Here is a 23303-nt window from a genome sequence, read left to right on the forward strand (position 1 = left end):
GAAACAATAGCTCCCTATGCGTGATTTGTACCAGCGCCTCGCGGTTTCCCCCGAGGCCAACGACCAGGAAATCAGCCAAGCCGTGACTAGCTGCCAGCATAGCGCACTACGTCAGGATGCCGAGGCGGTGTTCGCGGTTGCCGAACGCCGCGAAACCTACGATACGCTGCACGATACCCTCAGCGATATCGGCAGGCTACGCGCACGCCTGGGACTCAGCCACGGCGCCCACTGGCAGGGCGATGTCGCCAACGACTTTTCACTGCCACCCGACCATGCCATTTCGCGTCACGACGAACTGGTTGACCGCGTTAGCCACGCGGTCTCTCTGTATAACCGCTGGCGCCGCTTACGTGGGCCGTGGCTACTGATCGCCGTTTTCGCCGCCGGAGCTGGCATAGGTATCGCTTTGGGTCTCGCCCTGTGCCTGGGGCTTTTGCCGATGTGAAGCCACGCGATTAGCCGTGTTATCGTGTTTACGTTCCTGTTCATCCTTGCGAATCTCGGCTTTAGTGGGGCGCGGCGCGGGCTTCGGCGGCGCCGGTTTCTTATGATGCTCGTCGTTTGATCCACTTGCTTGCGTCGTTTCTCCCTTACCCTGCTCACTCTCAGACGAGCCATTTTCCAAAGAGAACGACGTCCCCGCGGCAGCCTCCATACGGTCTTCGGAGCGCGCTTCCATACTGAGACTGAGACGCGGCACACCCAAGTCAATCTCTTGGGCTTCCATACGCTGTTTAAGCAGCAGGTTAAAAGCCCGTGAAACATCCCACTGCATCTCGGGCGCGGTGCGAAAGCGCATACGTAAAATGGGGCAACCCTCTTCAAAGCCCTGAACACCCTGCATCTCCAACGGCGACCAAATGTAGTGGCGCATCATCGGATCGCGGCGCAGCTCCTGGGCGGTCTCCTGCATCAACGTAATCGCATCGTCGATCTTCATATCAAACGGTATACGGATACGCATTAGAGCGATGCCAAACTGGCGCGACATATTATGAATCGATTCAATGCGGCTGAAGGTAATGATATGCACAATCCCATCCAAATCGCGCAGCCGCACGGTGCGCAGTGTCAGCCCCTCAACCGTGCCCATATGGTTATTGATCTGCACGAAGTCATCGACCGCTAACGAATCCTCGATCAAAATAAAGATGCCGGTAATCAAATCCTGCACTAACGTCTGAGCACCAAAACCAATCGCCAGACCGATTACACCGGCACCGGCTAGCAGCGGCGTGACATTGACACCCAAATTAGCCAGACCAGCGATGAAGGCAATAATCAAGATAGTGACGAAGATGACATTGCGAATCATCGGCGTGATGGTTTGTGCTCGGGCCTGATTGACCCGCCGCCCCCGGGAGCGCGCCGACGATGTCAGCGCCCGCTGAATGGCGGTATCGGCAAAGATCCACACTAGCCATGCCAGCAACACGGTAGAGCCCAGGCTCACTAGCGCTTGACCGATCCGTGCGCTGGCCACGGCCTGCTGACCCAGGCCAAAGAACGAACTGCCCCAAACCTGCATCGAGAGTTCAGCAAACACCATCCACGAACAGATATGCGCCAACACAAAGCCGAAGCGCTCTAAACGCTTGCGATACTGGCTCTGGCGATGTCGGTGTCGACGCTTGCCCATCCGTTCAGCCTGGCGGCGCAGCAACCCAGTGACCACCAGCGTTAACACCAGCAGGCTGGCTGAAATAATCGAGCGTGCCAGGGCGGTACCCACATCGCCGACAGTGATAAAAATCGCCAGCAAGGAGCCCATTACCATCAGCAGCGCCGGTATATGCCACAGCCCCCCCAGAGAGCGAACCATCTCGACGGCGGCATTGGCATCCCGACGCTGTTTGTAGGGGCGGTTGCAAATCAAATGGCGCACGGGACGTTTAAATTTAAGAATAAACCGCGCCGCGAGCAGCGCCGCCAGCATATTGGAAAGCACCGACACCAGGCTCGATAGCTCGCTACCCAGCATTTCGACCAGGCGAGAGGAGTTAACCGCATCGCCAAGCGCAATCAAGGCACCGATCACAAACAGGCCGCGCAAAGCGCGTTGTTGAAGTAGTTGTACCGCCGTAAACCGATGGCCGCGGCTAAAGAACGCGATCACCGTTTCAAATACCACCGAGAGTGCTCGGCCACACAGGCAGATATAGGCCACTACCAGCACTAATGTCCGCCCAGGGCTATCGGGCAGCACTTGACCAACACCCAGCGTAATAGCAAACGCCAACGCCCAGGGCAACATACGGCGCAAGAAGTGCACCGCCATCAACCAGCCTTTTGGATCCCAGGGTAGGTCGAGCGGCCACTCCCGCCGGGTGGCCACCATCCGTCCAAAAGCAATCATGACGACCAGCAGCACGCCCCAAATCAGCGCGAGCACGGCCCCCTCAGCCACCGCCCGAATTGCCTCACCCTGGTCGGCATCATCATTAAGAGCGCGCAAATCTTCAACACCTTGCGCCAATTGACGAGCCCACTCATCAATGGGAGAGCCACCCGCTTCGGCTTGGTCGCCAAGGTCACTTAAGGTGTCGGCGAGAGCCCCTAGCAGCCCCTGGCGCACTACGCCCTCATCCTCACTGGCAGCGTCGGCGGTGACCTGCAACTCACGTAGTGATTTAAGCAGCTCAGTGCGCTGCTGCTCGTTTTCGAGCATGGTGATGACGTCATTCAAGGACGCCTGGAACTCTTCACCACTAACCTCGGCCGCTTGCTCTTCGGATCCGCTGCTAAGGCCTGGCAGCGACACCACTTGCGCCTGGGCCTCGGTTATTGCCATGCTCGTCACTGCTAGGCTTGCTAACACAAATAAGACAACGCCTATTAGCGAGTTGATTAACCAGTGCTGTCGCACGCCTTACTCCTGAAAATTAGCCTTGATGGCGCCCTGCTTATCGTTTGCCACCGCTTCAGTTTACTGAACTTAGTCATAAGCTCAGGCCACAAGCTCAGTCTCAACGCGTGACTATGATAGGCTGGAGACTTAAACGTTCACCTCAAGGATGCCGAGATGACGCTACAAGCTCCGCCTAACCGCTTAAATAGCCACGGGAAAATCCGGCAAGTTGGGGTCGAAATTGAATTCGCAGGCCTGCCGCCCCGAGACACAGCGATGATTGTACGTGAGCTGTTTAGCGGGGAGCTTAACGTGGTAAGCCCCCATCGGCTACTCGTAGAGGGTACACGCTGGGGCGAATTTGGTATCGAGCTCGACACTCAGTACGCTCATCCAGACAAAACACTCGTTGAAGACCCACACGTCCAAGACAGCGAGTGGGCGCGCCATCAGCATCAGCGGCGAATCGAGTTTCATCAAAAAACCCGCGAATTGATTGGTGATATGGTCACCGGGTTGGTGCCTACCGAAATCGTTTGCCCACCGATACCTTGGAATGAGCTGGAAGATTTAGACGCGCTGTTTGAAGCACTCCGTGAGCACGGCGCTAAGGGCACCGATGCCAGCCTGCTGTATGGGTTTGGATTACATCTCAACCCAGAAGTGGAGCGCTTTGACGTTGATTACTTGCTGGCGATGCTACGCGCTTACCTGCTGCTGGCTGTCTGGCTGCGCGACGAAATCAAAGTGGACATTACCCGTGAGATGTTGCCCCACGCGAACCCATTTCACAAAGCCTATGCGCTAAAAGTGCTGGATAGACGCTATACGCCGGATCTCGATACGCTGATTGATGACTACCTGCACTACAACCCAACGCGCAACCGCGAGTTGGATTTGCTGCCGCTGTTTGCCTACCTGCGCCCCGACCACTCCCATGAATTGCTGCATAATACGCTTACCAAGCCGCGGCCTACCTTTCACTATCGCCTCCCCAACGCCCAGCTTTCGCAGCCAGGCTGGGGCTCGGTGGTCGAGTGGAATCGCTGGGTAGAAGTTGAGAAACTGGCCGCTAATTCGGAAATTTTGCTTGCCCGCTGCGATGAGTACATCGCCGATCATAACCGACCAGTGCTGATCCGTTTAAAAGAGAAATTGGTTCGCTGGTTTCGTCGTGAGCGCTAGCCTTCTTACAATGCTTCGTTTTGCATCTATCATTTCCTGTCACAGTGAGTAACGACCCGTATGACTCGGCCGCTTATCGGAATTACTACCTCTGACCAAAAAAGCCATTTAGCGTGGTGTTTCGATTGGTTTGCCGTCTGGCGGCACGGCGGTAAACCGCTTAGGTTATCGCCTTCGCGCCCGCAGCCAGAAAGCCTTGATGGCTTAATCGTTGGCGGCGGCGACGACATTCAGGCCCACCTTTATGGGGGCGAAGTCCAACTGGATGTACGCCTTGACCCCGCCCGGGATGAACTTGAGCTCACCCTACTTGAGCGCTTTATTCCACTAAACACCCCTGTACTGGGTATTTGCCGGGGGGCGCAATTAATCAATGTGCACCTTGGCGGCACCCTGGATCCTGATATCTATACGACCCATGAAGGGCTGAAACGGCGTCGAACGGTATTGCCGCGCAAAACTGTGGATATCGTAGGGGCGAGCAAATTGCACCGTTTGCTAGGCGTCACCTGGTGCCGGGTTAACAGCCTGCATCACCAAGCCGTTTATCAGGCAGGTAGAGGGATTGAAATCGTTGCACGTGACAGGGATGGTTTGGTGCAGGGCATTGAGTCGCGCGAACACGACTTTTTGATTGGCGTGCAGTGGCACCCAGAGTGGTTGATTTTCAACCGCCCCCAACAGCGCTTAATTCGCGCGCTGGTGAGGGCGTCAGAACAGCATGCTAAACGGAAGGCCTAACCAGGCGACTAGTTCAACACCGCTAAGGCCGCCTCGTAATCGGGCTCATTTTTCAACTCGCTCACCAGCTCGCTATGCAGCACGCAGTTGTCGGCATCCAGTACCACTACTGCGCGGGCGCATAGCCCCTCCATGGGGTTGTTGCACAGTGCTACGCCCCAGGCTTCGCGAAACTCGGGGTGGCGGAAAGTCGATAGTGTTTCGACATTATCCAACCCTTCTGCACCACAAAAGCGTTTGGCCGCAAAGGGTAAGTCTGCTGAAACAACCAATACCACTGTGTCCGCAAGGTTAGACGCCAGCTCGTTAAAGTGGCGCGTAGACATGGCACAGGTGGGCGTATCCACACTGGGAATGATATTCAGCACTTTACGCTTACCGGCATAAGTCTCCAGAGTAACGTCTTGCAAATCAGTGTTGGTCAGCGTCATCGCAGGCGCCGCCTGCCCTTTTGCAGGCAGTGTGCCAGCGACATCTAACGGCTCGCCTGCGCGGGTAATCTGTTGCATTATCTTCTCCTTATGAGGTTAACAATGAATACGTGTTGGCCATTTGGTAAGCCATGTTAGGCTATCTTCATGTCTCTGCGTTCTGCCTGAAAGGCCTTTGTTCAACGTTTGCGTTTCATCCTACCGAGGGAGTGATATGGCCTGTGTATTGATCGTTAAAACCGGCGACGCTTTTCCGGAAGTTGTCGACCAGCACGGTGATTTTGAAACGCTATTTGCAAAGCAGCTTAGCACGGCTATGCCCGCACATTTAGATTTACAGGTGTGGGATGCAACCCGCCAACCCAGCGCGCCTGAGCTTAAGACCCTCGCGGGCATTGTGATTACCGGCTCGCACAGTATGGTCAGTGAGGCCGAGCCCTGGAGCGAAGCACTCAAGCCGTGGCTGCAAGAGGCGTTAGCAAACGACACGCCAATGCTAGGCGTTTGCTACGGCCACCAGTTAATGGCCGCCGCTTTTGGTGGCGTGAGCGACTACCACCCGGCGGGTAGGGAATCCGGCACACGTACCGTGCGGCTAACCCAAGCGGGACAGCAAGACCCGCTGTTTGGCCAATTGCCGGAAAGCTTTGCTGCCCATCTGACCCATGCCCAATCGGTGATGCAGGCGCCTCACGGCTCCACGGTGCTGGCCCATAACAGCCACGACGCCCACCAGGCGCTGCGCTACGGCCCACGCCAGTGGAGCGTGCAGTTTCACCCTGAGTTTACTGCACCAGTAATGCGCGCCTACCTTGGTCGCCAGCGCGCCGCGCTGCGCGACCAGGGCGAAGAACCCGATACGCTGCTGGCAAACATTGTGGACTGCCACGAAGCTTCCAGCCTACTGCGACGTTTTTTGGCGTTTGTGTAGCGCTTAGCACAAGCCGACTACTTACGCAGGTCACGTCGCGAAGCCAATCGATCCGCCAGCCGCGTTGGCTCAGGCAGCTTGGTGCGCCCTAAGCAGCGCATCACCCACTCAAGCGATGTCTCCAGGGTGATGCGATGCCCAGGCGATATGTAGACGGGTTTAACCCTGGTTCGGGAGCGTAAAACCGCTCCAATGGTCTCTTGCCCCGCGCAAAGCGGCACCCAGTCACCACGCTGATCGCCCACTTCAGTGTGTTGGCCACACAGGCGCGACTTGGCAATTCCAATAGTGGGCAAATCCAGCCAAAGCCCTAAGTGAGCCGCCACCCCTAACCGGCGTGGGTGCGCAATCCCCTGACCATCGACCATGACCAGCTCAGGTATCACGCTGAGTTTCTCAAACGCACCCAGCGCAGCGGGAATTTCGCGAAACGACAGCAGGCCGGGAATATACGGCATACGCGTTGGCTCACGGTGAACGACTTGCTCAACCACGCTTAACTCGGGTGCTGTGGCGGGGTTCCATTTTAATACCACCGCCGCCGCCCGGGTGATTTCGCCCCCCTCTTCAAAACCAATATCTACCCCGGCGATATGCGTTACCGGTGCTAAGCGGTCTGTCATTTCCAAGCGTTTGGCCAATTGCGACTGCAGTGCCCTCGCCTCCCTCGGTGCCAGATTCCATTCGTGTAGTGGTGTGAACATGGCTTCCTCCTTGAAACGGTGAATGGTGAATGGTGAATAAAGTAGCAAAAAAACGCCCCCGCACCAGTAAAGGTGCGGGGGCGTTGAGATATTCTCAGTTGCCGCTTGGCGGCAGCTGATTAATCTTTATGCGCGTTCGCGACGACGAACCGGCGCATCGCCTTCGTCACGACGACGGCGCGGAGCACGCTCTGCCGGAGCGCTGTCTTCGCTGATTTCCAGCGGACGACCGGCCACACGGGCACGGGCCATCTTGGTCAGAATCGTCGACGGCAAGCCGCTCGGCAGTTCGACCACAGAGAAAGCGTTGCGAATATCGATACGGCCGATACGCGCGCCTTCAATGCCGCCTTCGTTAGCGAGAGCACCGACTAGCTGACCCGGCTTAACGCCATCTTTATGACCCACGGAGACGCGGTAGCGCGTCATACCTTCGGTCGGGCCGCTAGTGCGTTCACGACGTGCACCCGGCTTACCGGCTGGCGCGCCATCACGCGAGGGCTTCTCTTTGCGCGGCGCCTGTAGGCGACCAATCGGCGCTTCGTCAGCACGTGCCATAGCGGCAAACGCACAGGTCAGCTCAATCGGGTCGTGACCTTCTTCGATCAGCCGCTCAATCAAGGCACGCTGCTCTTCTGCGCCTTTGGTTAAGGAAGCGATAACCCGGTTATGGAAGACGTCATCGCGGTGGGCGCGAATGGCAGCTTCATCAGGCAATGGCATTTCAGTCATTTTCTGACCGGTTGCTTGCTCCATCCAGCCCACTTTGCGAGCTTCACGGAAGCCGGCAAAAGTAATCGCGATACCGCTACGCCCCGCACGACCGGTACGACCGATACGGTGCGTGTAGGCTTCCGCATCTTGCGGCAGGTCATAGTTGATCACGTGGGTGATGCGCGAAACGTCAAGACCACGCGCTGCCACATCGGTTGCGATCAGCACGTCGACTTTGCCACGCTTCAAGCGCGTAATAGTACGCTCACGCAGGCTCTGATCGAGATCACCCGACAGGCCAGCGGCGTTAACGCCACGAGCAGTTAACTGCTCAACCAGCGTGGTACACGCTGCACGAGTACGCACAAAGACGATGGCCCCATCGACCGGTTCGACTTCGAGAATACGCGAAAGAGCTTCAAGCTTAGCGCCGCCATCAACGCGCACAATGCGCTGTTCGATGTTTTCGCCGGTCGTAGTGCCGGACTCAATCGCGACTTTCACTGGGTTAACCAAATAACGGTTAACGATGCGCTCAATTTCAGTCGGCAGTGTCGCCGAGAAGAACACACGCTGAGCATCTTTCGGGGTATCGGCAACCACGCGTTTTACGTCGTCGATAAAGCCCATGCGCAGCATTTCATCAGCTTCGTCCAGCACCAGGGCGGACAGGCCATCAAGCTTCAGGCTACCGCGATCCAGGTGGTCGATAATACGGCCGGGAGTACCCACAACGACTTGCGCGCCACGCTTAAGGGCGCCCAGCTGTTCACGGTACTCTTGGCCGCCACATAGGGTCGCAACTTCGAGACCTTTGAGGTTTTGGCCATACTTACTAAATGAGGCAGCTACTTGCTGAGCCAATTCGCGGGTTGGCGCCATCACCAACACTTGCGGCTCGCGGCGAGTCAGTTCTAAACGTGACAGTAACGGTAATGCAAACGCTGCAGTTTTGCCGGTACCCGTCTGGGCTTGGCCCAGCATATCGCGGCCTTCAAGCAGCGCGGGGATGGTTTGCGCTTGAATCGGCGAGGGAACTAGGTAGCCCTGTGATTCAACAGCAGACAGAACGGCAGGCAAAAGAGCCAGATCGCCGAAGCTCGGCGAGGCGACAGAAGTCGAGGTCATTAATCACACCTTGGTAGGCCGGTAAATACCGGCAAAAAACATCATAAGCGTCTCTGACTCTGTCATCACATAACGACATAACTTGTGGTCGCTATCGAAACAGGCACCGCCGTAGCGGTCAAAGCCATCAATGGAGTCGGAGACGCCGGTCGCACCTAGCATCCGGTTGGCAAGCACCGCGTTAACGGGCCAACCGTTGTGGCGACCTACTGCGCCGATTTCACCCGTGTGGTGAAATACTGGAGGCGCGCCATCTTCACAGCAATGAACATCTAGCAAATGGCGAGATGTTCCCGTAAGCGTTGCTACGATTAGCTATTAATTTTGACTCATTAATAGCACGCCCATTAACAACTGCGTTATTAATGGCTATGTAGACAAACACTCACCGTCATGATGGAGGGGTCAACACATGCGAGGAGGGCGCATCCTAACACCGCATTTTACTCATGACCAGTTTTTTCACGCACTTTCTCTTACCCCTCAATCTTGCACCACAATGAATCAAGCACTTGCACTTGTGCACATATAGTCTAACCTAAGAATTGCCTAAACAAGTTCACTATTCTCAAGGAGCGATGCAATGAACTGGGATCAAATTGAAGGCAAATGGAAAGAGATGAAGGGTAAGGCCCGTTCTAGCTGGGGCGAGCTTACTGACGATGAATTGGATCAGATCGGCGGTAAGAAAGATCAGTTGGTGGGCAAACTTCAGCAGAAATACGGTCTTGAGCGCGAAGAAGCAGAGCGCCAAGCAGACGACTGGGCTGATAAGCAGTAACTCTTTTACTGCACCTTTTACATTCTGTTTTAAGTAGGTCGATATTTTTATCCACATTCGGTCGGCGACCTACCTTCTATCGTAGCCACATGGAGAGATGCTATGCGTAAGACAATCCTGACTACAGTGATCAGTACCGCCCTACTGGGAAGCTTTGCGATGGGTGCTCATGCCCAAAACGAACCTCAGGGCATGTATTCTGCTGATGATATTCTTGATGCAGAGGTCTATTTTGCCGGCGGTTCCGGCGAAGAAATTGGCAACGTTGATGATATCTTGTTTGATGAAGAGATGCGTATCAGTGCCATTGTGATCGAAAGCGGTTCAGTACTTGGCCTAGGCGGTCGTGAAATCGTTGTTGATACCGATTACTTCACCCTAGAAACCGAAACGGAAGCCGACGGTGATACCGAACATCGCATCATGGTCGACGCCAGCCAGGAAGAGGTGGAAGCCTTCCCTGCTTATGATAATGACTGGTGGGAACAGACTAAAGCCAACGCCCGTGATGCCTGGCAAACGACCCAAGAAGGCGCTGAGAGCGCTTGGCAGCGCACTCGCGATGCGGTAAACGCAGACCAATAAGGTTGTTAAGTCAGTCAGCATCAATAGTTAAAAGGGCCGCCCAATGGGGTGGCCCTTTTTGATGAAAACCGCCTTGTGTCGGGCTTACTATTTCCGCCGCACCCCTTTGCCCGGCAAACGTTCCCGGTCATGGGATCGCTGAAAATCGAGTAGTGGGCCAGCAGGCACGATACGCGTCGGGTTAATCGTGTCGTGGCTATAATAGTAGTGGCGTTTGATGTGATCCATATTGACGGTCTCAGCCACCCCGGGCCACTGGTAGATTTCTCTCACGTAATTGGAAAGATTGGGGTAGTCCTCAATACGCTTAAAATTGCATTTGAAGTGACCATAGTAAACTGCATCAAACCGGATCAGCGTTGTGAACAGACGAATGTCCGCCTCGGTTAGCCACTCGCCTGCCAAATAACGCTGTTCAGCCAAGCGTGCTTCCATACGCCCTAGGGCGTCAAACAATGCCTTCACATGCTTTTCATAAACCGCCTGTTCGGTGGCAAAGCCCGATTTATAGACACCATTATTGATGTGGTCGTAGACATCAGCGTTAACGTCATCAATGACGCTACGCAGGTCTTGAGGGTAAAAATCCAGGTCGTTACCAGTCAACTCATCAAACGCACGATTAAACATACGCAGCAGATCCGCAGACTCATTATTAACAATGGCACTACGCTGTTTATCCCATAGCACGGGCACAGTAACACGGCCGGTATAGTGCGGGTCGGTCATGGTGTAGAGCTGGTGGTGAAAGTCGACGTTGTTAATGGGGTCACCACTGGCGCCCTCGTCCTGGCGATACGTCCAGCCTTGGTCGAGCATCAACGGGCTGACATGAGATGTACCGATCAGCGGCTCCAGCCCTTTCAACTTGCGCATAATCAAGGCGCGATGCGCCCAGGGGCAGGCGAGCGATACATATAAGTGATAGCGCTCTTTTTCAGCGGGGTGACAATCGCCGTCGGTCTCAGCCTGGTCACCCACCCAATCGCGCAACTGGGCAGATTCGCGTACAAACTCGCCGCCGTGCTTTTTGGTGTCATACCACTGGTCTTGCCATTCGCCGTTTACAAGTAGTCCCATGAAGCGTCTCCTGAAAAGTTTTTTGGGTCTTATAGCTATTGCATTACTTTTTTCAGCATACGCCCGCTTCAAGGAGGCTCAAGCGGATGTTTTACGGCCTTTCATTCGAGTCAGTCGAATCATGCAGCGCGCACTCGCTTACCACGGCTTGTTTCAGCGCAGCGGCCATCGCATGGGCCGCAGGCCCTGCCCGATCCCGGTCGCGGAAAATTATCTGAATCGGCACTTCGCGAATACCGCCCGCTGGCAGAGGTAGCGGTTTTAATTGACCACTTTTTAACTCTTCAGAAATACGTGTTTCCGGCATCCACGCAAACCCCAGGCCACGCCTTAGCATATCAAGCGAGGTGTTTAGGTGGCTGACGGTCCAGCGCTGCTCCGCTTTCAGCCAACCCGCGTTGGTTGATTGGCGCAGTGCTGAATCACGCACCACTAACTGCCGATGTTGGGCCAAGTCGCGCAGATCCAATGAGCGCCCCAATTGGTGCAGCGCATGCTGGGGATGCGCCACCGCAACAAAACGCACCGTTACCAGCGGCTCACCTAAAAAGCCCTGCGCCTCAATGCCAGAGACCACAAGATCTGCGCGGCCATCATAGAGCATCTCAATACCGCCATTGAGCACACTCTCGTGTAACTGAACACGCACCTGTGGGTACGTTTCCGAAAAGCGCTCCAACGCTTTGGCTTGAGCGGCAACAGGAAACACCTGATCGATTGCGACCACCACTTCCGCTTCTAAACCAGCGGCTAACCGGGTGGCGACATCCTCAAGCGACGCCGCACTCTCGATTAATTGACGCGCACGCCGAAGCAGCAGCTCGCCCGCTTCAGTTAACCGCACTTGTCGGCCAATAGGCTCCAGCACTTGGACACCTAACTGCTCTTCTAATTTATGCACGGCATGATTCAGCGTGGAAGGGCTTTTATGTACAGCTTCTGCCGCACGCGCAAAGCCACCGTGGTCAACCACGGCGGCCAACATTTGCCATTGTGAAAGTGTTACCCGGGACATTTCGATTTCCTCAACGCAATACAGCGAAACAATGCGCTTAATGTTCGAAAAAGCATGTGTTCGAAAAGCATGGCTAGAATGCCAGGAAACAGCCGACACTTCCGCCCATGCTTGTAAAATGCTTGATAATAGCCGCTAGTGGCAGGCAAAAAAGCGCTCCACGCCTAGCGAGCGGCCAAATACTTACCATTGGGCATAGTTAAATTTTTAAAAAACGTATTTTTCGCCTATAGTTAACTCAGGATATTTAGTTAGCAAGCTTTACTGGTTACATTTGTTAGCAAACAGTGTTTATAAATAGTAATCTTTGTCTATTATTGCTATTTTTATGTTTAATTACATTTTATGTATAGGCATACAGTCTATGCACCCCTGCCTTCATGGGGTATGGTTCCTGGGTTTATTCACTTTATAGTTACTTTTAATCACGAACTCGGCGGTCCATTTACCCATGTTGCGAATCCTCCATTCGCTGCCTCGCACGCATAAATTATTACTGTTACCCGTGGCCACAATGGTCACAGTGCTGGGCACACAAAAATTACTGACGACATACCAAGACTTAAATCAACTGCACACACCGCTTGAAAGCGTGCTGGTACCGCTTCCAAGTGATTCTACTCCGGGCGTTCCCTCCCTGCGTCAAGAACGCACTCCGGTGGCAGAAGCGATCGACCGCGCCTCCCGTGCCCTCGACGCCACTCGTGAAAATATTCCCCTTAGTGAGCTTACAGCTACCGAAATCGTTGACCTTGACGTCATTGCCAATGCGGAAGCTGGTATGGCAAGCCAACCCGCCCCAGGTGGAGATGTCACGGTATTGAAAGCTGCATCTCTTGGTGACGCGCCAACGCTTAATACTTTAGCGCTAGGCAACAGCAGCATTGATGATGGCGCGCTGCACATGGCCATTGTGCTGGGCACACTAGCAAGTGGCATGCTTGATGTAGATGACTCCTCCTCCGTTGAAATAGCCGACGCCACCTCTTATGAGGACTACGGCATTGAGCTATTCGATGATATCTCGTTTCTGGATTTAGAGCTGGCAGCTGAAGAGCCGTTTGTGCCTGAGTGGCAAACACACATTGTCGAATCTGGCGAAACTTTCGCCGTGCTGGCGCAGAATGAATTAGGCCTGGGCTACAGCGAAGTGATGGCACTGCTTGAAGATCTACCCGATCAGCGCATGCTAACTAATTGGCGCGCCGGTCACAGTTTTGATTATCAGTTGGATGAAGATGGCCGCTTGTTATCGCTGCGAATGATGAAAAACACCCGCGATGGCATATTATTGGAGAAGGATGCAGATCACTTCGCCATCACCACCATAGAACGTCAGGGCGAACCGGTTCAGCGCCTCTATGCAGGTAGCGTCAGCGGTAGTTTTGCGCGCTCCGCTCAGGCGACTGGTTTGAACAGCGGCTCGGTAACGGAATTGACGAAGCTGCTTGAGAAGAAACTCGATTTCAGGCGTGACAGCCGCCGCGGCGATCGCTTCCAGGTGCTAGTCGAATCAGACATGATCGACGGGGAAACGCTTGATTCTCGCGTTCTCGCGGTGCAATACGACGGCGAGCGCATGGATTTAACCGTTGTGCGCAATGCCAACGACGACAATTTCTATACGCCTGAGGGAGGAAGTCTGGATCCGGCCTTTGCCCGCCACCCGTTTGAAGGCAACTATCGGTTAAGCTCCAGCTTCAATCCACGTCGTAAGCACCCGGTCACTGGTCGCATCAGCCCCCATAATGGCACCGATTTTGCCATGCCTATTGGCACACCGGTAACGGCTCCCGCCAATGGCGTCGTTGAGCGCGTGAGCAACCATCACGCTGCTGGTCGTTATGTCGTCATCCGCCACGACAATGGCTACCGGACGCGCTACCTGCACCTCTCCCGGCCGCTGGTAACGCAAGGCGAACGTGTAACGATGGGCGAGCGTATTGCACTGTCAGGCAACACAGGCCGCAGCACCGGCCCTCATCTGCACTATGAAGTCATCGTTAACAACTCACCGGTGAATGCGATGACCGTTCCGCTACCCGAAAACACCAGTTTGAGCGGCGACACGCTTATTGCGTTTCAGAACCAAGCCGCGCCGATACTCGCCACACTGGAAAGCGGCGAAACGGGGCCAGTTAGCGTGGCTAACTATCAGCAGGAAAGCGACGACTAGCGCTTCGCTATCCAGTAACGAATGCTTATACGAAAAACACCGCCTTCAACTAGGCGGTGTTTTTCGTTGGTGTGCATTATTCTTTAAATACTCGACCTTACACTGGGCGCTGCAATGCAGCTAGTAGCGCTGCATCACGGCGGTAGATATCAGGTCTAAACTCCACCTCACCCTGGGCATTCGGCCATGCGGTTAAATAGTGCAGCGCAATAGGAATACGCTGGGTTAAGCTCACATTACGATCACTTCCCCCATTTAACAGCGTACTCATTTGGTAACGACTGCCGGTGTCTTGCAACAGCATTTGTGCTAGTTCAGCCACGCCTTCAACCCGAATACAGCCCGAGCTGAGCGCGCGCTGTTCACGCTGGAATAAACCCCGCGCGGGGGTATCGTGCAAATAGATCATGTCATCGTTGGGAAACCGCACCACGACACGGCCTAGCGGGTTACCCGCGCCAGCCACTTGGCGCAACATAACGCCACCGGGGCGCTGCCAATCAACCTCCTCAGCAACCAATTGCTCACCCGACAGACTAATCACCTGAATGTTTTTACGCGTCAAATAATCGATATCGGCACGCACCTGGGGTAACACATCCTCGCGCATAATGGTTGGCGGGATCGTCCAGGAAGGGTTGATGGTTAAATGGCTGATCGTGGAATGGATAATGGGCGTTTCACGGCGCGATGACCCCACCACCACTCGGGCATCCCAATGCTGGCCGTTAGGGCGCACGTAGTGCATCCGATAGCCCGCAATATCGACCCATACTCGTGGCTCGGCAGACTGCATCGGACGAATCCACCGCGCGCGCTCTAAATTGACCCGCAGTTGGTCGATTCGCGCCGCCACCGGGGTATTCAACGCCAGGCGGGTTTGTTCGCCCACCACGCCATCTTCCTGCAGCAGATGGCGGCGTTGAAAACGTCTTACAGCGGCTTCTAGCGGCGCATCATAGGTGCGGCGATTAGATGCCGCCTGCACGCCAATCATTGGATAAGCACTGCTGTCGGCCACCTGTAAACCAGCCTCTCCCCACAGCGCTAAACGTTGGCGCAACACATTCACATCGTCGGCTTCGTCGCCTGGCCGCAGCGACTCATCCCGCGCCGCTAGATAGGGTACGCTGCCCAGGTTAGCCAACTGATAATGCTGCTTCAAAGCATCGCGCAAGTGCTGATATTCAGCGGATGAGGGCCGGGCCAACGCCATGGCGTTTTCAAGCGCACGGTCATCGACAGCATGCACAACCCGCAGCAGCGAGTAGCCACGTTCAGGGCGCGGCACATCCCACTGGGACTCGACATCACGCGGGTTCACCTTGCCGCGCTCTAAATGATCCAGCGCCAGCAGCAGCGACGCTGTCGCTTTAATATCGAAGGAGGCCTGGGTGGCTTCACCGCCTGCTTGACTGCGCTCAAACTCATTGAGCAGCGTGTCAGCGCGGTAATCTTCGGGTGCTAGACCGTCGGTTTCCAAGCTATTTAACGCTGCGACCAATGATTCAACCGCCACCGCCGTCTGCCAGGCGGGCTGGCCATCGCGCAGTTGATAAAACTCAGCAATGGGTAGCCGGTGCGCGCCCACCGTGCTTAACTGCTGGGCTAACGCCTGTTGCAACGACGCTGAATCTGCATATGATTTGCTAATGCCTATAGGGCTGTGGGTAAGCGTTAAAACTAGAGCGACCCCTATCGCCCATCGTCTTAGTGGCTGTATCTCGTTCATCGCCCTCTCCTTGCGTTACTATAGTTCCCGACATAAATATTCCATACCGCCGACCAGCGCTTTTATATTAGCTTTTATCTTAGTCGGCTACTCATCATGACTGATATTACTAGCAGGATCGATTTTTATGATGCTTCGCTTTCATCTTGTCACATTACTGTTTTCACTGCCTTTAACATTATTTACATTACCCCTGTACGCCGCCAGCTTTTTTGCCCAGGTTGCTTCAACGCCACCTTCCGGCGTCTTGCCTTTAAACCACCAGTTGCAGCAGCTCGCCCCCCAGGCATCACCCGACGCACTACGCTTAGCCGCTCAAGCCCTTAATTGTGCCGAACCTAATGCCGAGCGTTTAGCGGTGATCGATTACTCACTGCCGTCTACCGAGCCGCGCCTATGGGTGTTTGATTTGCGCCAGCATAAGCTACTCTTCGAAGAGCTGGTCTCCCACGGTCAAGGCTCCGGTGACGCCCAGGCCGAGACGTTTTCCAATACACCCGACAGTCACCAATCCAGTATTGGCCTGTTTCGTACCATGAACAGCTATTATGGTCGTAACGGCTATTCGCTACGCCTGGAAGGGCTGGAACCCAACGTCAATGACTTGGCGTTCGAGCGCGCTATTGTTATTCACGGCGCTGACTATGTGAGCAACGAGTTTATCGCCCAAACGGGAAGACTCGGGCGCAGCCATGGCTGCCCGGCGGTACGTGAAGATGTGACTTACCCGCTGATTGATAGTCTAAAAGAGGATCAGTATGTGTTCGCTTATTATCCCGATGCAGAGTGGCTTGCCACTTCGGCGTTTCTAGGCTGCACGGGCGTCGCGGCACAGCTTGCCCAGCGCTAATTGTACGGGCTTTATAATAAGCGTGAGCGTTAACAGCCTCAGCCTTACAGTCATTCAGTAGCTCATTTTCATCATTTACGGCAGCTAAATCAGGCGCACCGGGGAACCCTCTGCAATACTTCGTGACAAATTAACACAAAGCGTTGCTATCTGCCGTAGGTGTCTCTGCCATGTTCACCTTTATGCACCCGTATCAAAAAATTCGTCGCCTGGAACAGGAAGTCGCCGACTTACGCGCTCAGCTTGTCGCTGCCACCCCTTCTCCCAGCTGCCGCTTGTTAAGCCTGGTGAAACCGGCACACTCTATCGGCATGCTGCAAGCGAGAGGGGCCGATATGCTGGCTTCTCTGAATAGCGGTATTCAGGAGTACGCTGACCAGCTTGCCGGCGAGCGTGCCACTCTGACGGAGACGAATAATTTAATTGCTGCCGCTGAACAAGCGGTCAATAGCCTTGATCAGCGTTGCCGCGACACCGAGCATGCCGAAGCGTTACCCCCGTTAGTACTGGCCAAAACCTTACACGCCCTAAGCCAGTTGCAGGTCGCGCTTGCGCGCAGTGCGGGCCACGCCCAAGCGTTAGCGGTTAGTACAGCGCTCGAAACAGCTCATAGCCAGGGCCTGCTGGGCAGCGCTGACGCCGCCACCCAGCCATCGCCGGGGCTGGCAGCCATTGCTGATGACGTTCACCGCTTAGCACTTACGATGCATCAATTGAGCCACCAACTCAGCCTGCTGATGGAGCAAGTGAATAGCCAGGTAAGAGAGCACTCACAAGCCGTGGTAAAAAAGCGTTTGGTCGATGATGAGATTGCCCACTCGGCGCAAACAGCCAAACTGGCATTGCATCAGCTCGCTGATCAAACCCAGCATATGCACAAAGTAATCCATCACAGCGCTACCGCTGCATTTTTACACTCCGCCAAGCTTGATCATGCAGTATGGAAATGCCGGCTTTATAAGCAGTTACTGTCTGCCAATACAGATACCCCGCTAGAAGATCATCACCAGTGCCGTTTAGGCCGCTGGCATCAGCAGGGTGAAGGTTACCAACGCTATGCACGCACCGATGCTTATCGAGCGCTGACGGCGCCCCATCGTCGTATGCACGACAGCGGCGCTGAAGCACTCAAGTTTGCCCGCCTGGGTGACCGCAATGGCCAACTGGCCGCTTTAGGCGTCATGGAAGAAGCCAGCCAGCAGCTCGCTCTGCAGTTGGACAACCTCATGGAACACGCCATGTTTGAGGCGCCCTACTCAACCAGCCATCGCTCTCCGTTAGCAGGGGCGCCTTAAGCGCCCATCGTAGAGCTGCCCGCTAAATAGCCTTTCGTCTTCTCTCGCTGCCTATGCCATGCTGTTTCTACTGCAATCACTCTCCCCACCAGTGACAATAGGAAAAAGCATATGGCACAGGTCAAAAAGCTAGACCTCGCGTTACAAGGCGGCGGCGCTCATGGAGCCTATACCTGGGGGGTCATTGATCGCCTACTGGCCGATGATCGTATTGAAATTGAGGGTATCAGCGGTACCAGCGCCGGAGCTATGAACGGCGTGGTGATGGCCGATGCGCTGACACGAGGTGATAAAGCAACCGCTCGGCAAGCACTCCACGATTTTTGGCAAGCGGTGAGTCGTGCGGGCATGGCCAGCCCCATCCGCCGCTCCCCCATGGATATATTAACCGGCAACTGGAGCCTCGATCACTCGCCCGGCTTTATTGCCATGGATCTGTTAAGCCGTGTGGTCTCCCCCTACCAACTCAACCCACTCAACATCAATCCGCTGCGCGATATCGTCGCCAGTCATATCGATTTCGAGCGGGTGAGAAAATGCCAGCAGCTCAAGCTGTTTGTAGCGGCCACTAATGTACGCACGGGCAAACAGCGCGTATTCCGCCGCGAAGAGATGAGCGTTGACGCCGTGATGGCCTCCGCCTGCTTACCCTTTATGTTCCAAGCGGTGGAGATCGACGGCGAAGCGTATTGGGATGGCGGCTATATGGGAAATCCAGCGCTGTTCCCCCTCATGGAAGAGTGCAGCGCGCGAGATATTCTGCTGATACAAATCAACCCTATTAGCCGCAATGAAGTCCCCACCTCAGCGTCGGCGATTATGAACCGTCTTAACGAAATCACCTTTAATTCAGCGCTGATTAAAGAGATCCGCATGATCGCACTACTTAAGCACGCCCTTGATGAGCAAGGTATTAAAAACAGCTACCAACAAGCGTTGTTCCACCGCATCAGCGGTGAGCAGGCGCTGGAAGGGCTCTCAGTGTCCAGCAAATCCAATTCCGAGTGGGCTTTTCTATGCCATCTATGTGAACAGGGCCAAGCAGCCGCCGAGCGCTGGCTAAGCGAGCATTTCGATGCCATCGGCAGCTACTCTACGCTTGATATAGACGCCGTCTATTTGCATGAATAGCGGGCGACGCCCACTACGTTTAAAGCTCTTCTTTCAGAACTCTTCTTTTAGAACTCTTCTAGCACCAAGATGCCGCAAAATGCGGCACTGCATGCCCAATCATGCAGCATAGCCTTGATCACTCATCGCTCACACGCGCAGCAAAAATAAATTAACATGCTGATTTTTAGCAACAAACATTCAACTGGCAAACTACCTGCATAACTCCTACCAGTGGTGGTAGGCGTGGACCAGGCCCAACTGGGTACGAGTGCGTCGAACCTGACCTTCAACGGTGAAGGCATGTTCTCGTCAATTGTTTGCGTAACGCGCTAACTCGTTTTGCGTTGCGTAGCGATCAACTCGTTTTATGCCCCGTGAGGCCATCCCATGGACATACGCAACAAAGCCAACCGCATTCGGTTATTTAATTTCTCGACCCCGCAAATGCGCGCTTTCCACTTCTCATGGTTCGCGTTTCATATCTGTTTCTTTGGCTGGTTCGGCATCGCCCCCCTCATGGCGATTGTTCGTGAAGATCTTTCGCTGACACAAACTCAAATCGGCAATACGATTATTGCTTCGGTGGCGATTACCGTTATTGTGCGCCTTGCCATTGGCGTACTGTGCGACCGCATTGGCCCGCGTAAAACCTATACAGGACTACTGTTGCTAGGCGCTATTCCGGTGATGGGCATTGGCTTAGCCGACAGTTTTGAAACCTTTCTATTGGCACGCTTAGCCATAGGGGCGATTGGCGCCTCCTTTGTCATTACCCAGTACCATACCTCGATGATGTTCGCTCCCAACGTGGTGGGTACCGCCAACGCTACCAGCGCAGGTTGGGGCAACTTAGGGGGTGGCACCACACAAATTCTGATGCCGCTGATCTTCTCTGGCATGCTGATGCTGGGCGTTAACGAAGCCTTTGGCTGGCGCTTGGCGATGATGGTACCGGGCGTCGTGATGTTCTTTACCGGTATTGGTTACTGGTTTTTCACCCAGGATGCACCCAACGGTAATTTCAGCGAACTGCGTGCACGTGGCGAACTGCCTGAAGCCACGGGTGAGAACGGCGCAGCGCAAAGCTTTCTAACCGCCGCCAAGGATATCCGTGTGTGGGCACTGTTCGTCGTCTACGGCCTCTGCTTTGGCGTGGAGTTGACGATCAACAATATTGCCGCCATCTACTTCTTCGATAAGTTTGATCTCACCCTGGCTACCGCGGGTTTGATCGCTGGTTTATTCGGGTTAATGAATATTTTTGCGCGCACCCTAGGCGGCGTTTTCTCGGATCTCTTCGCCAAAAATGGGGGTTTAAAAGGCCGCGTTCGCTGGTTGTTTATAGCCTTGGTTTGCGAAGGTATTGCCTTGGTGGCGTTCTCGCAGATGCACGTACTCAGCCTCGCAATAGGCATTATGCTGGTGTTCAGCCTGTTTGTGCAGATGGCAGAGGGCGCTACCTACGGTGTTGTGCCGTTTATCAATAAAAAAGCCTTGGGAGCCGTTGCGGGCATTGTGGGCGCTGGCGGTAATGTAGGCGCAGTGGGCGCTGCTTTTCTATTCCGCAGCGAAAGCCTGACCTACCAACAAGGCCTGTTCTATCTAGGCCTCACCGTACTGGTTCTGGCCTCTTGTGTGCTGCTGGTGCGCTTTAGCGATGCCACCGAAGCAGAAGAGGCCAAAGCCTACCGCGACGCGGTGGGTGATGACGTAGGCGCAGGCGCTCTGTCGTTACGTTAAGTGCTTTCCAGTACACTCAAAGCACTCCCCTCCTGCTAAAAGCAGCAGAGCGGGAGTGCTCATTTTTAGGCGGCGAGTCACTCAAGGAAATCTCTATGTCCTCAGCGCAGCAACTGCTTCTAACCGCCATCCGTTGCGATATCGACAACCTTACCCACCTTGCCACCACCGCCGATATTGTCGGCGACATTAGTCGCTTTATTCATATGCTCCAGCGTGAACGAGGCGCCTCGACGATTTATCTAGTCTCCCAGGGTCAACGCTTCAAAAACCGTCGCGACACCTACCGGGAGCACAGCCAGCAGGCCGAAACATTAATGCGCCAACGGCTGGAAGCGCTCAGCGAGGAAGCCCGCCCCCAGGCCGCCGCGCGCTTACTACGCCGGATTGCCGCCGTTTGGTATGCGCTAGACGAACTTGGCACGCTTCGCCAGGCCATCGATACCTTTGCCATCACGCCAGATGCGGCAACTCAGGCGTTTAACCAGTTAACCAGTGGTCTGCTCGCCATTGTGTTTGAGGCCGCTGACACCTCTATCGATCCTGATATTACCCGCACCCTGGTCGCCATCTTCCACTTAATGCAGGGCAAAGAGCTGGCTGGCCAAGAGCGCGCCTGTGGCGCCTTTGGCTTTACTCATGGCCACTTCGACGAGCCCCACCGCGCCCTGCTAAACCAGCTTATGACAGATCAACAGCGCTGCTTTGACACCTTTGTCGAGTTTGCGACCCCCGAAGCACAGCAGGCATGGCAAAAAGAGCTTTCACCGCGCACGCTGTCGGGCATTTGCCAGTTGCGCGATATCGCCTGCCAACGCTCGTCGGCATCGCAATCATCGCCCAAAGAGGCACCGGATACCCTGGGTGAAACCTGGTACGAACTGACCACCCTGCGTATCGACTCAATGAAAATGGTCGAAGATGCGTTGATCTCACAGCTGAGCGTGCTTTGCCACCGCAAAATCGCCCAAGCGCAAGACGCTTTAGAGAAAACTAAAACGCAGCCGTGCACTTATGCTCCTGCGCCTTGCGAACAGCTGCTGGCGCTTAATGATGGGCAGCCGTTAGGTGACCTGACCGCTAACGCCCTCACCTCGCCATTAGGTCGCTCGCTGATTGAACTCACCCAGGCTCAGGCCAGCCGTTTACAGGGGCTTAGTGATGAGCTCGAAAATACTCGCAAAGCGCTACGTGAACGCAAACTCATTGAGCGCGCCAAGGGCCTGATCATGGCTCATCAGGAGATGAGCGAAGAGGAGGCTTACCGCTTTCTACGTAAAACATCGATGGATCAAAGCAAAAGCATGGCAGATATGGCCCAAGCTATTCTTGATCTTTCCGCAATGCTAAAAAGTAAAGATGCTAAAACGTAAAACAGTTGGGCTCTACGTTTACGGTCAATTAGCAGCGCAGCACCAATAGCAGAACAGTGCTAATAGCAGAACAGCACCAAGCTGGTTAAGCCTATATTTGCAGGATGCTGCCACCTTAGCCATGCTAAAAGCTTACTTGACTAACCAAGCAAGGAGCGCAACCCATGCAAAACCGCGTGCTATTAATTACCGGCGCATCTAGCGGCATTGGCGCAGCCACCGCCCGAGCAGCCGCTCGTGAAGGCTATAAGCTGGTACTCGCTGCACGTTCTAGTGACAAGCTAGCTGCACTGGCTCAAGAGCTGGGGCCGGAAAACGTGCTGACCTGTGAGCTAGATGTGACCAACATGGATCAGCAGCAGGCCATGGTGGAACAGGCGCTGGAAACCTTTGGCCGCCTGGATGGTGTCTTTGCCAACGCTGGCCGTGGCGGCTCACCCGGTGGCTTTAGTGAGGCCGACCACGACACATGGCGTGAGATGATCTTGACCAATATCTATGGCGTGGGCCTCACTATCCAAGCCTGCTTGCCTGCCCTTAAACGTAGCAAAGGCCATGTGTTATTAACCGGCTCAGCGGCAGGCCGCACAACCATTCCAGGCTCTATGTATAGCGCCACTAAATGGGCGGTCACAGGAATCGGCTATAACCTGCGCGAAGAGCTGCGCGGTACTGGCATGCGCGTAACACTGATCGAACCGGGAATGGTCGACACGCCCTTTTTTGATGAGTCACCGACCCATGCCTTAGAGGATCGCGACATTGCCAATGCAGTGGTTTATGCGCTTTCCCAGCCAGCCCATGTGGACGTGAATGAAATTCTTATTCGCCCCACCCCGCCGCTTGAATGAGGGGAACGCAGTCTTACAAGCCCCTTG

At 54.8% G+C, this 23303-nt stretch carries 21 protein-coding genes; 13 read left to right on the forward strand and 8 right to left on the reverse strand.

Translation table 11 applies throughout. The features are described from left to right. Positions 1-16 precede the first annotated feature (16 nt). Entirely contained in the window at positions 17-448 is a 432-nt protein-coding gene (locus J7J49_RS05895; RefSeq protein WP_064234517.1) for a hypothetical protein, read from the forward strand. Here J7J49_RS05895 and J7J49_RS05900 read toward each other — a convergent pair. Continuing rightward, positions 365-2869 (reverse strand): mechanosensitive ion channel domain-containing protein, encoded by a 2505-nt coding sequence (locus tag J7J49_RS05900; RefSeq protein ID WP_215091001.1) that lies wholly within the window; start codon positions 2867-2869, stop codon positions 365-367. The two genes, J7J49_RS05895 and J7J49_RS05900, sit on opposite strands and share 84 nt — an antisense overlap. Positions 2870-3025: 156 nt before the next feature. On the opposite strand from J7J49_RS05900, the gene J7J49_RS05905 reads away from it, so the two are divergent. Together J7J49_RS05905 and J7J49_RS05910 are read left to right on the forward strand one after the other, a co-directional pair. After that, on the forward strand, positions 3026-4036 hold the full coding sequence (locus J7J49_RS05905) for an amidoligase family protein (RefSeq protein ID WP_215091003.1): 1011 nt from the start codon (positions 3026-3028) through the stop codon (positions 4034-4036). A gap of 60 nt (positions 4037-4096) precedes the next feature. Further along, positions 4097-4777, forward strand: coding sequence for a gamma-glutamyl-gamma-aminobutyrate hydrolase family protein (locus J7J49_RS05910; RefSeq protein WP_064234514.1), 681 nt, complete (start codon positions 4097-4099; stop codon positions 4775-4777). Positions 4778-4785: 8 nt separating this feature from the next. On the opposite strand, the gene tpx is transcribed toward J7J49_RS05910, so the two are convergent. Then, positions 4786-5286 (reverse strand): thiol peroxidase, encoded by a 501-nt coding sequence (gene tpx, locus J7J49_RS05915; protein WP_215091005.1) that lies wholly within the window; start codon positions 5284-5286, stop codon positions 4786-4788. Positions 5287-5422: 136 nt separating this feature from the next. Between tpx and J7J49_RS05920 the strand changes: the two genes are divergently transcribed. Continuing rightward, the gene (locus tag J7J49_RS05920) at positions 5423-6139 is read left to right on the forward strand and encodes a glutamine amidotransferase (protein ID WP_064234512.1); all 717 of its coding nucleotides are present in this window, start codon (positions 5423-5425) and stop codon (positions 6137-6139) included. A gap of 17 nt (positions 6140-6156) precedes the next feature. Here the strand turns inward: J7J49_RS05920 and nfi are convergent, their stop codons facing one another. From nfi to J7J49_RS05935, 3 genes are all read right to left on the reverse strand, one after another. After that, complete coding sequence (gene nfi / locus J7J49_RS05925) at positions 6157-6843, reverse strand: deoxyribonuclease V (RefSeq protein ID WP_215091007.1); 687 nt, start codon at positions 6841-6843, stop codon at positions 6157-6159. Positions 6844-6969: 126 nt separating this feature from the next. Next, on the reverse strand, positions 6970-8685 hold the full coding sequence (locus J7J49_RS05930) for a DEAD/DEAH box helicase (protein ID WP_064234510.1): 1716 nt from the start codon (positions 8683-8685) through the stop codon (positions 6970-6972). A 3-nt stretch (positions 8686-8688) separates the two neighbouring features. Continuing rightward, complete coding sequence (locus J7J49_RS05935) at positions 8689-8964, reverse strand: hypothetical protein (RefSeq protein ID WP_251048170.1); 276 nt, start codon at positions 8962-8964, stop codon at positions 8689-8691. Between the two features lie 304 nt (positions 8965-9268). Between J7J49_RS05935 and J7J49_RS05940 the strand changes: the two genes are divergently transcribed. Further along, on the forward strand, positions 9269-9466 hold the full coding sequence (locus J7J49_RS05940) for a CsbD family protein (protein WP_027959898.1): 198 nt from the start codon (positions 9269-9271) through the stop codon (positions 9464-9466). Positions 9467-9568: 102 nt separating this feature from the next. Next, positions 9569-10051 carry a PRC-barrel domain-containing protein gene (locus J7J49_RS05945; protein ID WP_064234509.1) on the forward strand — a complete coding sequence of 161 codons (483 nt, stop codon included), beginning with the start codon at positions 9569-9571 and terminating at the stop codon, positions 10049-10051. Positions 10052-10138: 87 nt separating this feature from the next. On the opposite strand, the gene J7J49_RS05950 is transcribed toward J7J49_RS05945, so the two are convergent. Both J7J49_RS05950 and J7J49_RS05955 read right to left on the reverse strand, forming a co-directional pair. Further along, complete coding sequence (locus tag J7J49_RS05950) at positions 10139-11131, reverse strand: glutathione S-transferase family protein (RefSeq protein WP_215091009.1); 993 nt, start codon at positions 11129-11131, stop codon at positions 10139-10141. A gap of 91 nt (positions 11132-11222) precedes the next feature. Beyond that, a complete protein-coding gene (locus J7J49_RS05955) occupies positions 11223-12146 on the reverse strand; it encodes a LysR family transcriptional regulator (protein ID WP_064234507.1) in 924 nt (307 codons plus the stop codon). Between the two features lie 451 nt (positions 12147-12597). Here J7J49_RS05955 and J7J49_RS05960 point away from each other — a divergent pair, with 451 nt between their 5' ends. After that, positions 12598-14322 carry a peptidoglycan DD-metalloendopeptidase family protein gene (locus tag J7J49_RS05960; protein WP_215091011.1) on the forward strand — a complete coding sequence of 575 codons (1725 nt, stop codon included), beginning with the start codon at positions 12598-12600 and terminating at the stop codon, positions 14320-14322. A 97-nt stretch (positions 14323-14419) separates the two neighbouring features. On the opposite strand, the gene J7J49_RS05965 is transcribed toward J7J49_RS05960, so the two are convergent. Then, complete coding sequence (locus J7J49_RS05965) at positions 14420-16054, reverse strand: L,D-transpeptidase family protein (protein ID WP_215091014.1); 1635 nt, start codon at positions 16052-16054, stop codon at positions 14420-14422. A gap of 127 nt (positions 16055-16181) precedes the next feature. Between J7J49_RS05965 and J7J49_RS05970 the strand changes: the two genes are divergently transcribed. The 6 genes from J7J49_RS05970 (at position 16182) to J7J49_RS05995 (ending at position 23276) form a co-directional block, all read left to right on the forward strand. Beyond that, positions 16182-16904, forward strand: coding sequence for a murein L,D-transpeptidase catalytic domain family protein (locus J7J49_RS05970; protein WP_215091016.1), 723 nt, complete (start codon positions 16182-16184; stop codon positions 16902-16904). Positions 16905-17074: 170 nt separating this feature from the next. Continuing rightward, positions 17075-18199 (forward strand): CZB domain-containing protein, encoded by a 1125-nt coding sequence (locus J7J49_RS05975; RefSeq protein ID WP_215091018.1) that lies wholly within the window; start codon positions 17075-17077, stop codon positions 18197-18199. Positions 18200-18310: 111 nt separating this feature from the next. Next, on the forward strand, positions 18311-19330 hold the full coding sequence (locus J7J49_RS05980; RefSeq protein WP_064234502.1) for a patatin-like phospholipase family protein: 1020 nt from the start codon (positions 18311-18313) through the stop codon (positions 19328-19330). A 369-nt stretch (positions 19331-19699) separates the two neighbouring features. After that, the gene (locus J7J49_RS05985; protein ID WP_064234501.1) at positions 19700-21052 is read left to right on the forward strand and encodes a NarK family nitrate/nitrite MFS transporter; all 1353 of its coding nucleotides are present in this window, start codon (positions 19700-19702) and stop codon (positions 21050-21052) included. A gap of 95 nt (positions 21053-21147) precedes the next feature. Continuing rightward, positions 21148-22425, forward strand: a complete 1278-nt coding sequence (locus J7J49_RS05990; protein WP_215091020.1) for a nitrate regulatory protein — start codon at positions 21148-21150, stop codon at positions 22423-22425. Positions 22426-22589: 164 nt separating this feature from the next. Beyond that, positions 22590-23276 (forward strand): SDR family oxidoreductase, encoded by a 687-nt coding sequence (locus J7J49_RS05995; protein ID WP_064234499.1) that lies wholly within the window; start codon positions 22590-22592, stop codon positions 23274-23276. Positions 23277-23303: the final 27 nt, after the last annotated feature.

Source organism: Halomonas sp. ISL-56 (assembly GCF_018612805.1).
Lineage (GTDB): Bacteria > Pseudomonadota > Gammaproteobacteria > Pseudomonadales > Halomonadaceae > Vreelandella.

Coding starts and splice junctions, on each gene's coding strand:
- tpx (WP_215091005.1), bottom strand. CDS start 5,286: ATGCAACAGATTACCCGCGCAGGCGAGCCGTTAGATGTCGCTGGCACA.
- J7J49_RS05920 (WP_064234512.1), top strand. CDS start 5,423: ATGGCCTGTGTATTGATCGTTAAAACCGGCGACGCTTTTCCGGAAGTT.
- J7J49_RS05955 (WP_064234507.1), bottom strand. CDS start 12,146: ATGTCCCGGGTAACACTTTCACAATGGCAAATGTTGGCCGCCGTGGTT.
- J7J49_RS05990 (WP_215091020.1), top strand. CDS start 21,148: ATGTCCTCAGCGCAGCAACTGCTTCTAACCGCCATCCGTTGCGATATC.
- J7J49_RS05930 (WP_064234510.1), bottom strand. CDS start 8,685: ATGACCTCGACTTCTGTCGCCTCGCCGAGCTTCGGCGATCTGGCTCTT.
- nfi (WP_215091007.1), bottom strand. CDS start 6,843: ATGTTCACACCACTACACGAATGGAATCTGGCACCGAGGGAGGCGAGG.
- J7J49_RS05970 (WP_215091016.1), top strand. CDS start 16,182: ATGATGCTTCGCTTTCATCTTGTCACATTACTGTTTTCACTGCCTTTA.
- J7J49_RS05980 (WP_064234502.1), top strand. CDS start 18,311: ATGGCACAGGTCAAAAAGCTAGACCTCGCGTTACAAGGCGGCGGCGCT.
- J7J49_RS05965 (WP_215091014.1), bottom strand. CDS start 16,054: ATGAACGAGATACAGCCACTAAGACGATGGGCGATAGGGGTCGCTCTA.
- J7J49_RS05950 (WP_215091009.1), bottom strand. CDS start 11,131: ATGGGACTACTTGTAAACGGCGAATGGCAAGACCAGTGGTATGACACC.
- J7J49_RS05895 (WP_064234517.1), top strand. CDS start 17: ATGCGTGATTTGTACCAGCGCCTCGCGGTTTCCCCCGAGGCCAACGAC.
- J7J49_RS05960 (WP_215091011.1), top strand. CDS start 12,598: ATGTTGCGAATCCTCCATTCGCTGCCTCGCACGCATAAATTATTACTG.
- J7J49_RS05945 (WP_064234509.1), top strand. CDS start 9,569: ATGCGTAAGACAATCCTGACTACAGTGATCAGTACCGCCCTACTGGGA.
- J7J49_RS05940 (WP_027959898.1), top strand. CDS start 9,269: ATGAACTGGGATCAAATTGAAGGCAAATGGAAAGAGATGAAGGGTAAG.
- J7J49_RS05910 (WP_064234514.1), top strand. CDS start 4,097: ATGACTCGGCCGCTTATCGGAATTACTACCTCTGACCAAAAAAGCCAT.
- J7J49_RS05975 (WP_215091018.1), top strand. CDS start 17,075: ATGTTCACCTTTATGCACCCGTATCAAAAAATTCGTCGCCTGGAACAG.
- J7J49_RS05985 (WP_064234501.1), top strand. CDS start 19,700: ATGGACATACGCAACAAAGCCAACCGCATTCGGTTATTTAATTTCTCG.
- J7J49_RS05995 (WP_064234499.1), top strand. CDS start 22,590: ATGCAAAACCGCGTGCTATTAATTACCGGCGCATCTAGCGGCATTGGC.
- J7J49_RS05905 (WP_215091003.1), top strand. CDS start 3,026: ATGACGCTACAAGCTCCGCCTAACCGCTTAAATAGCCACGGGAAAATC.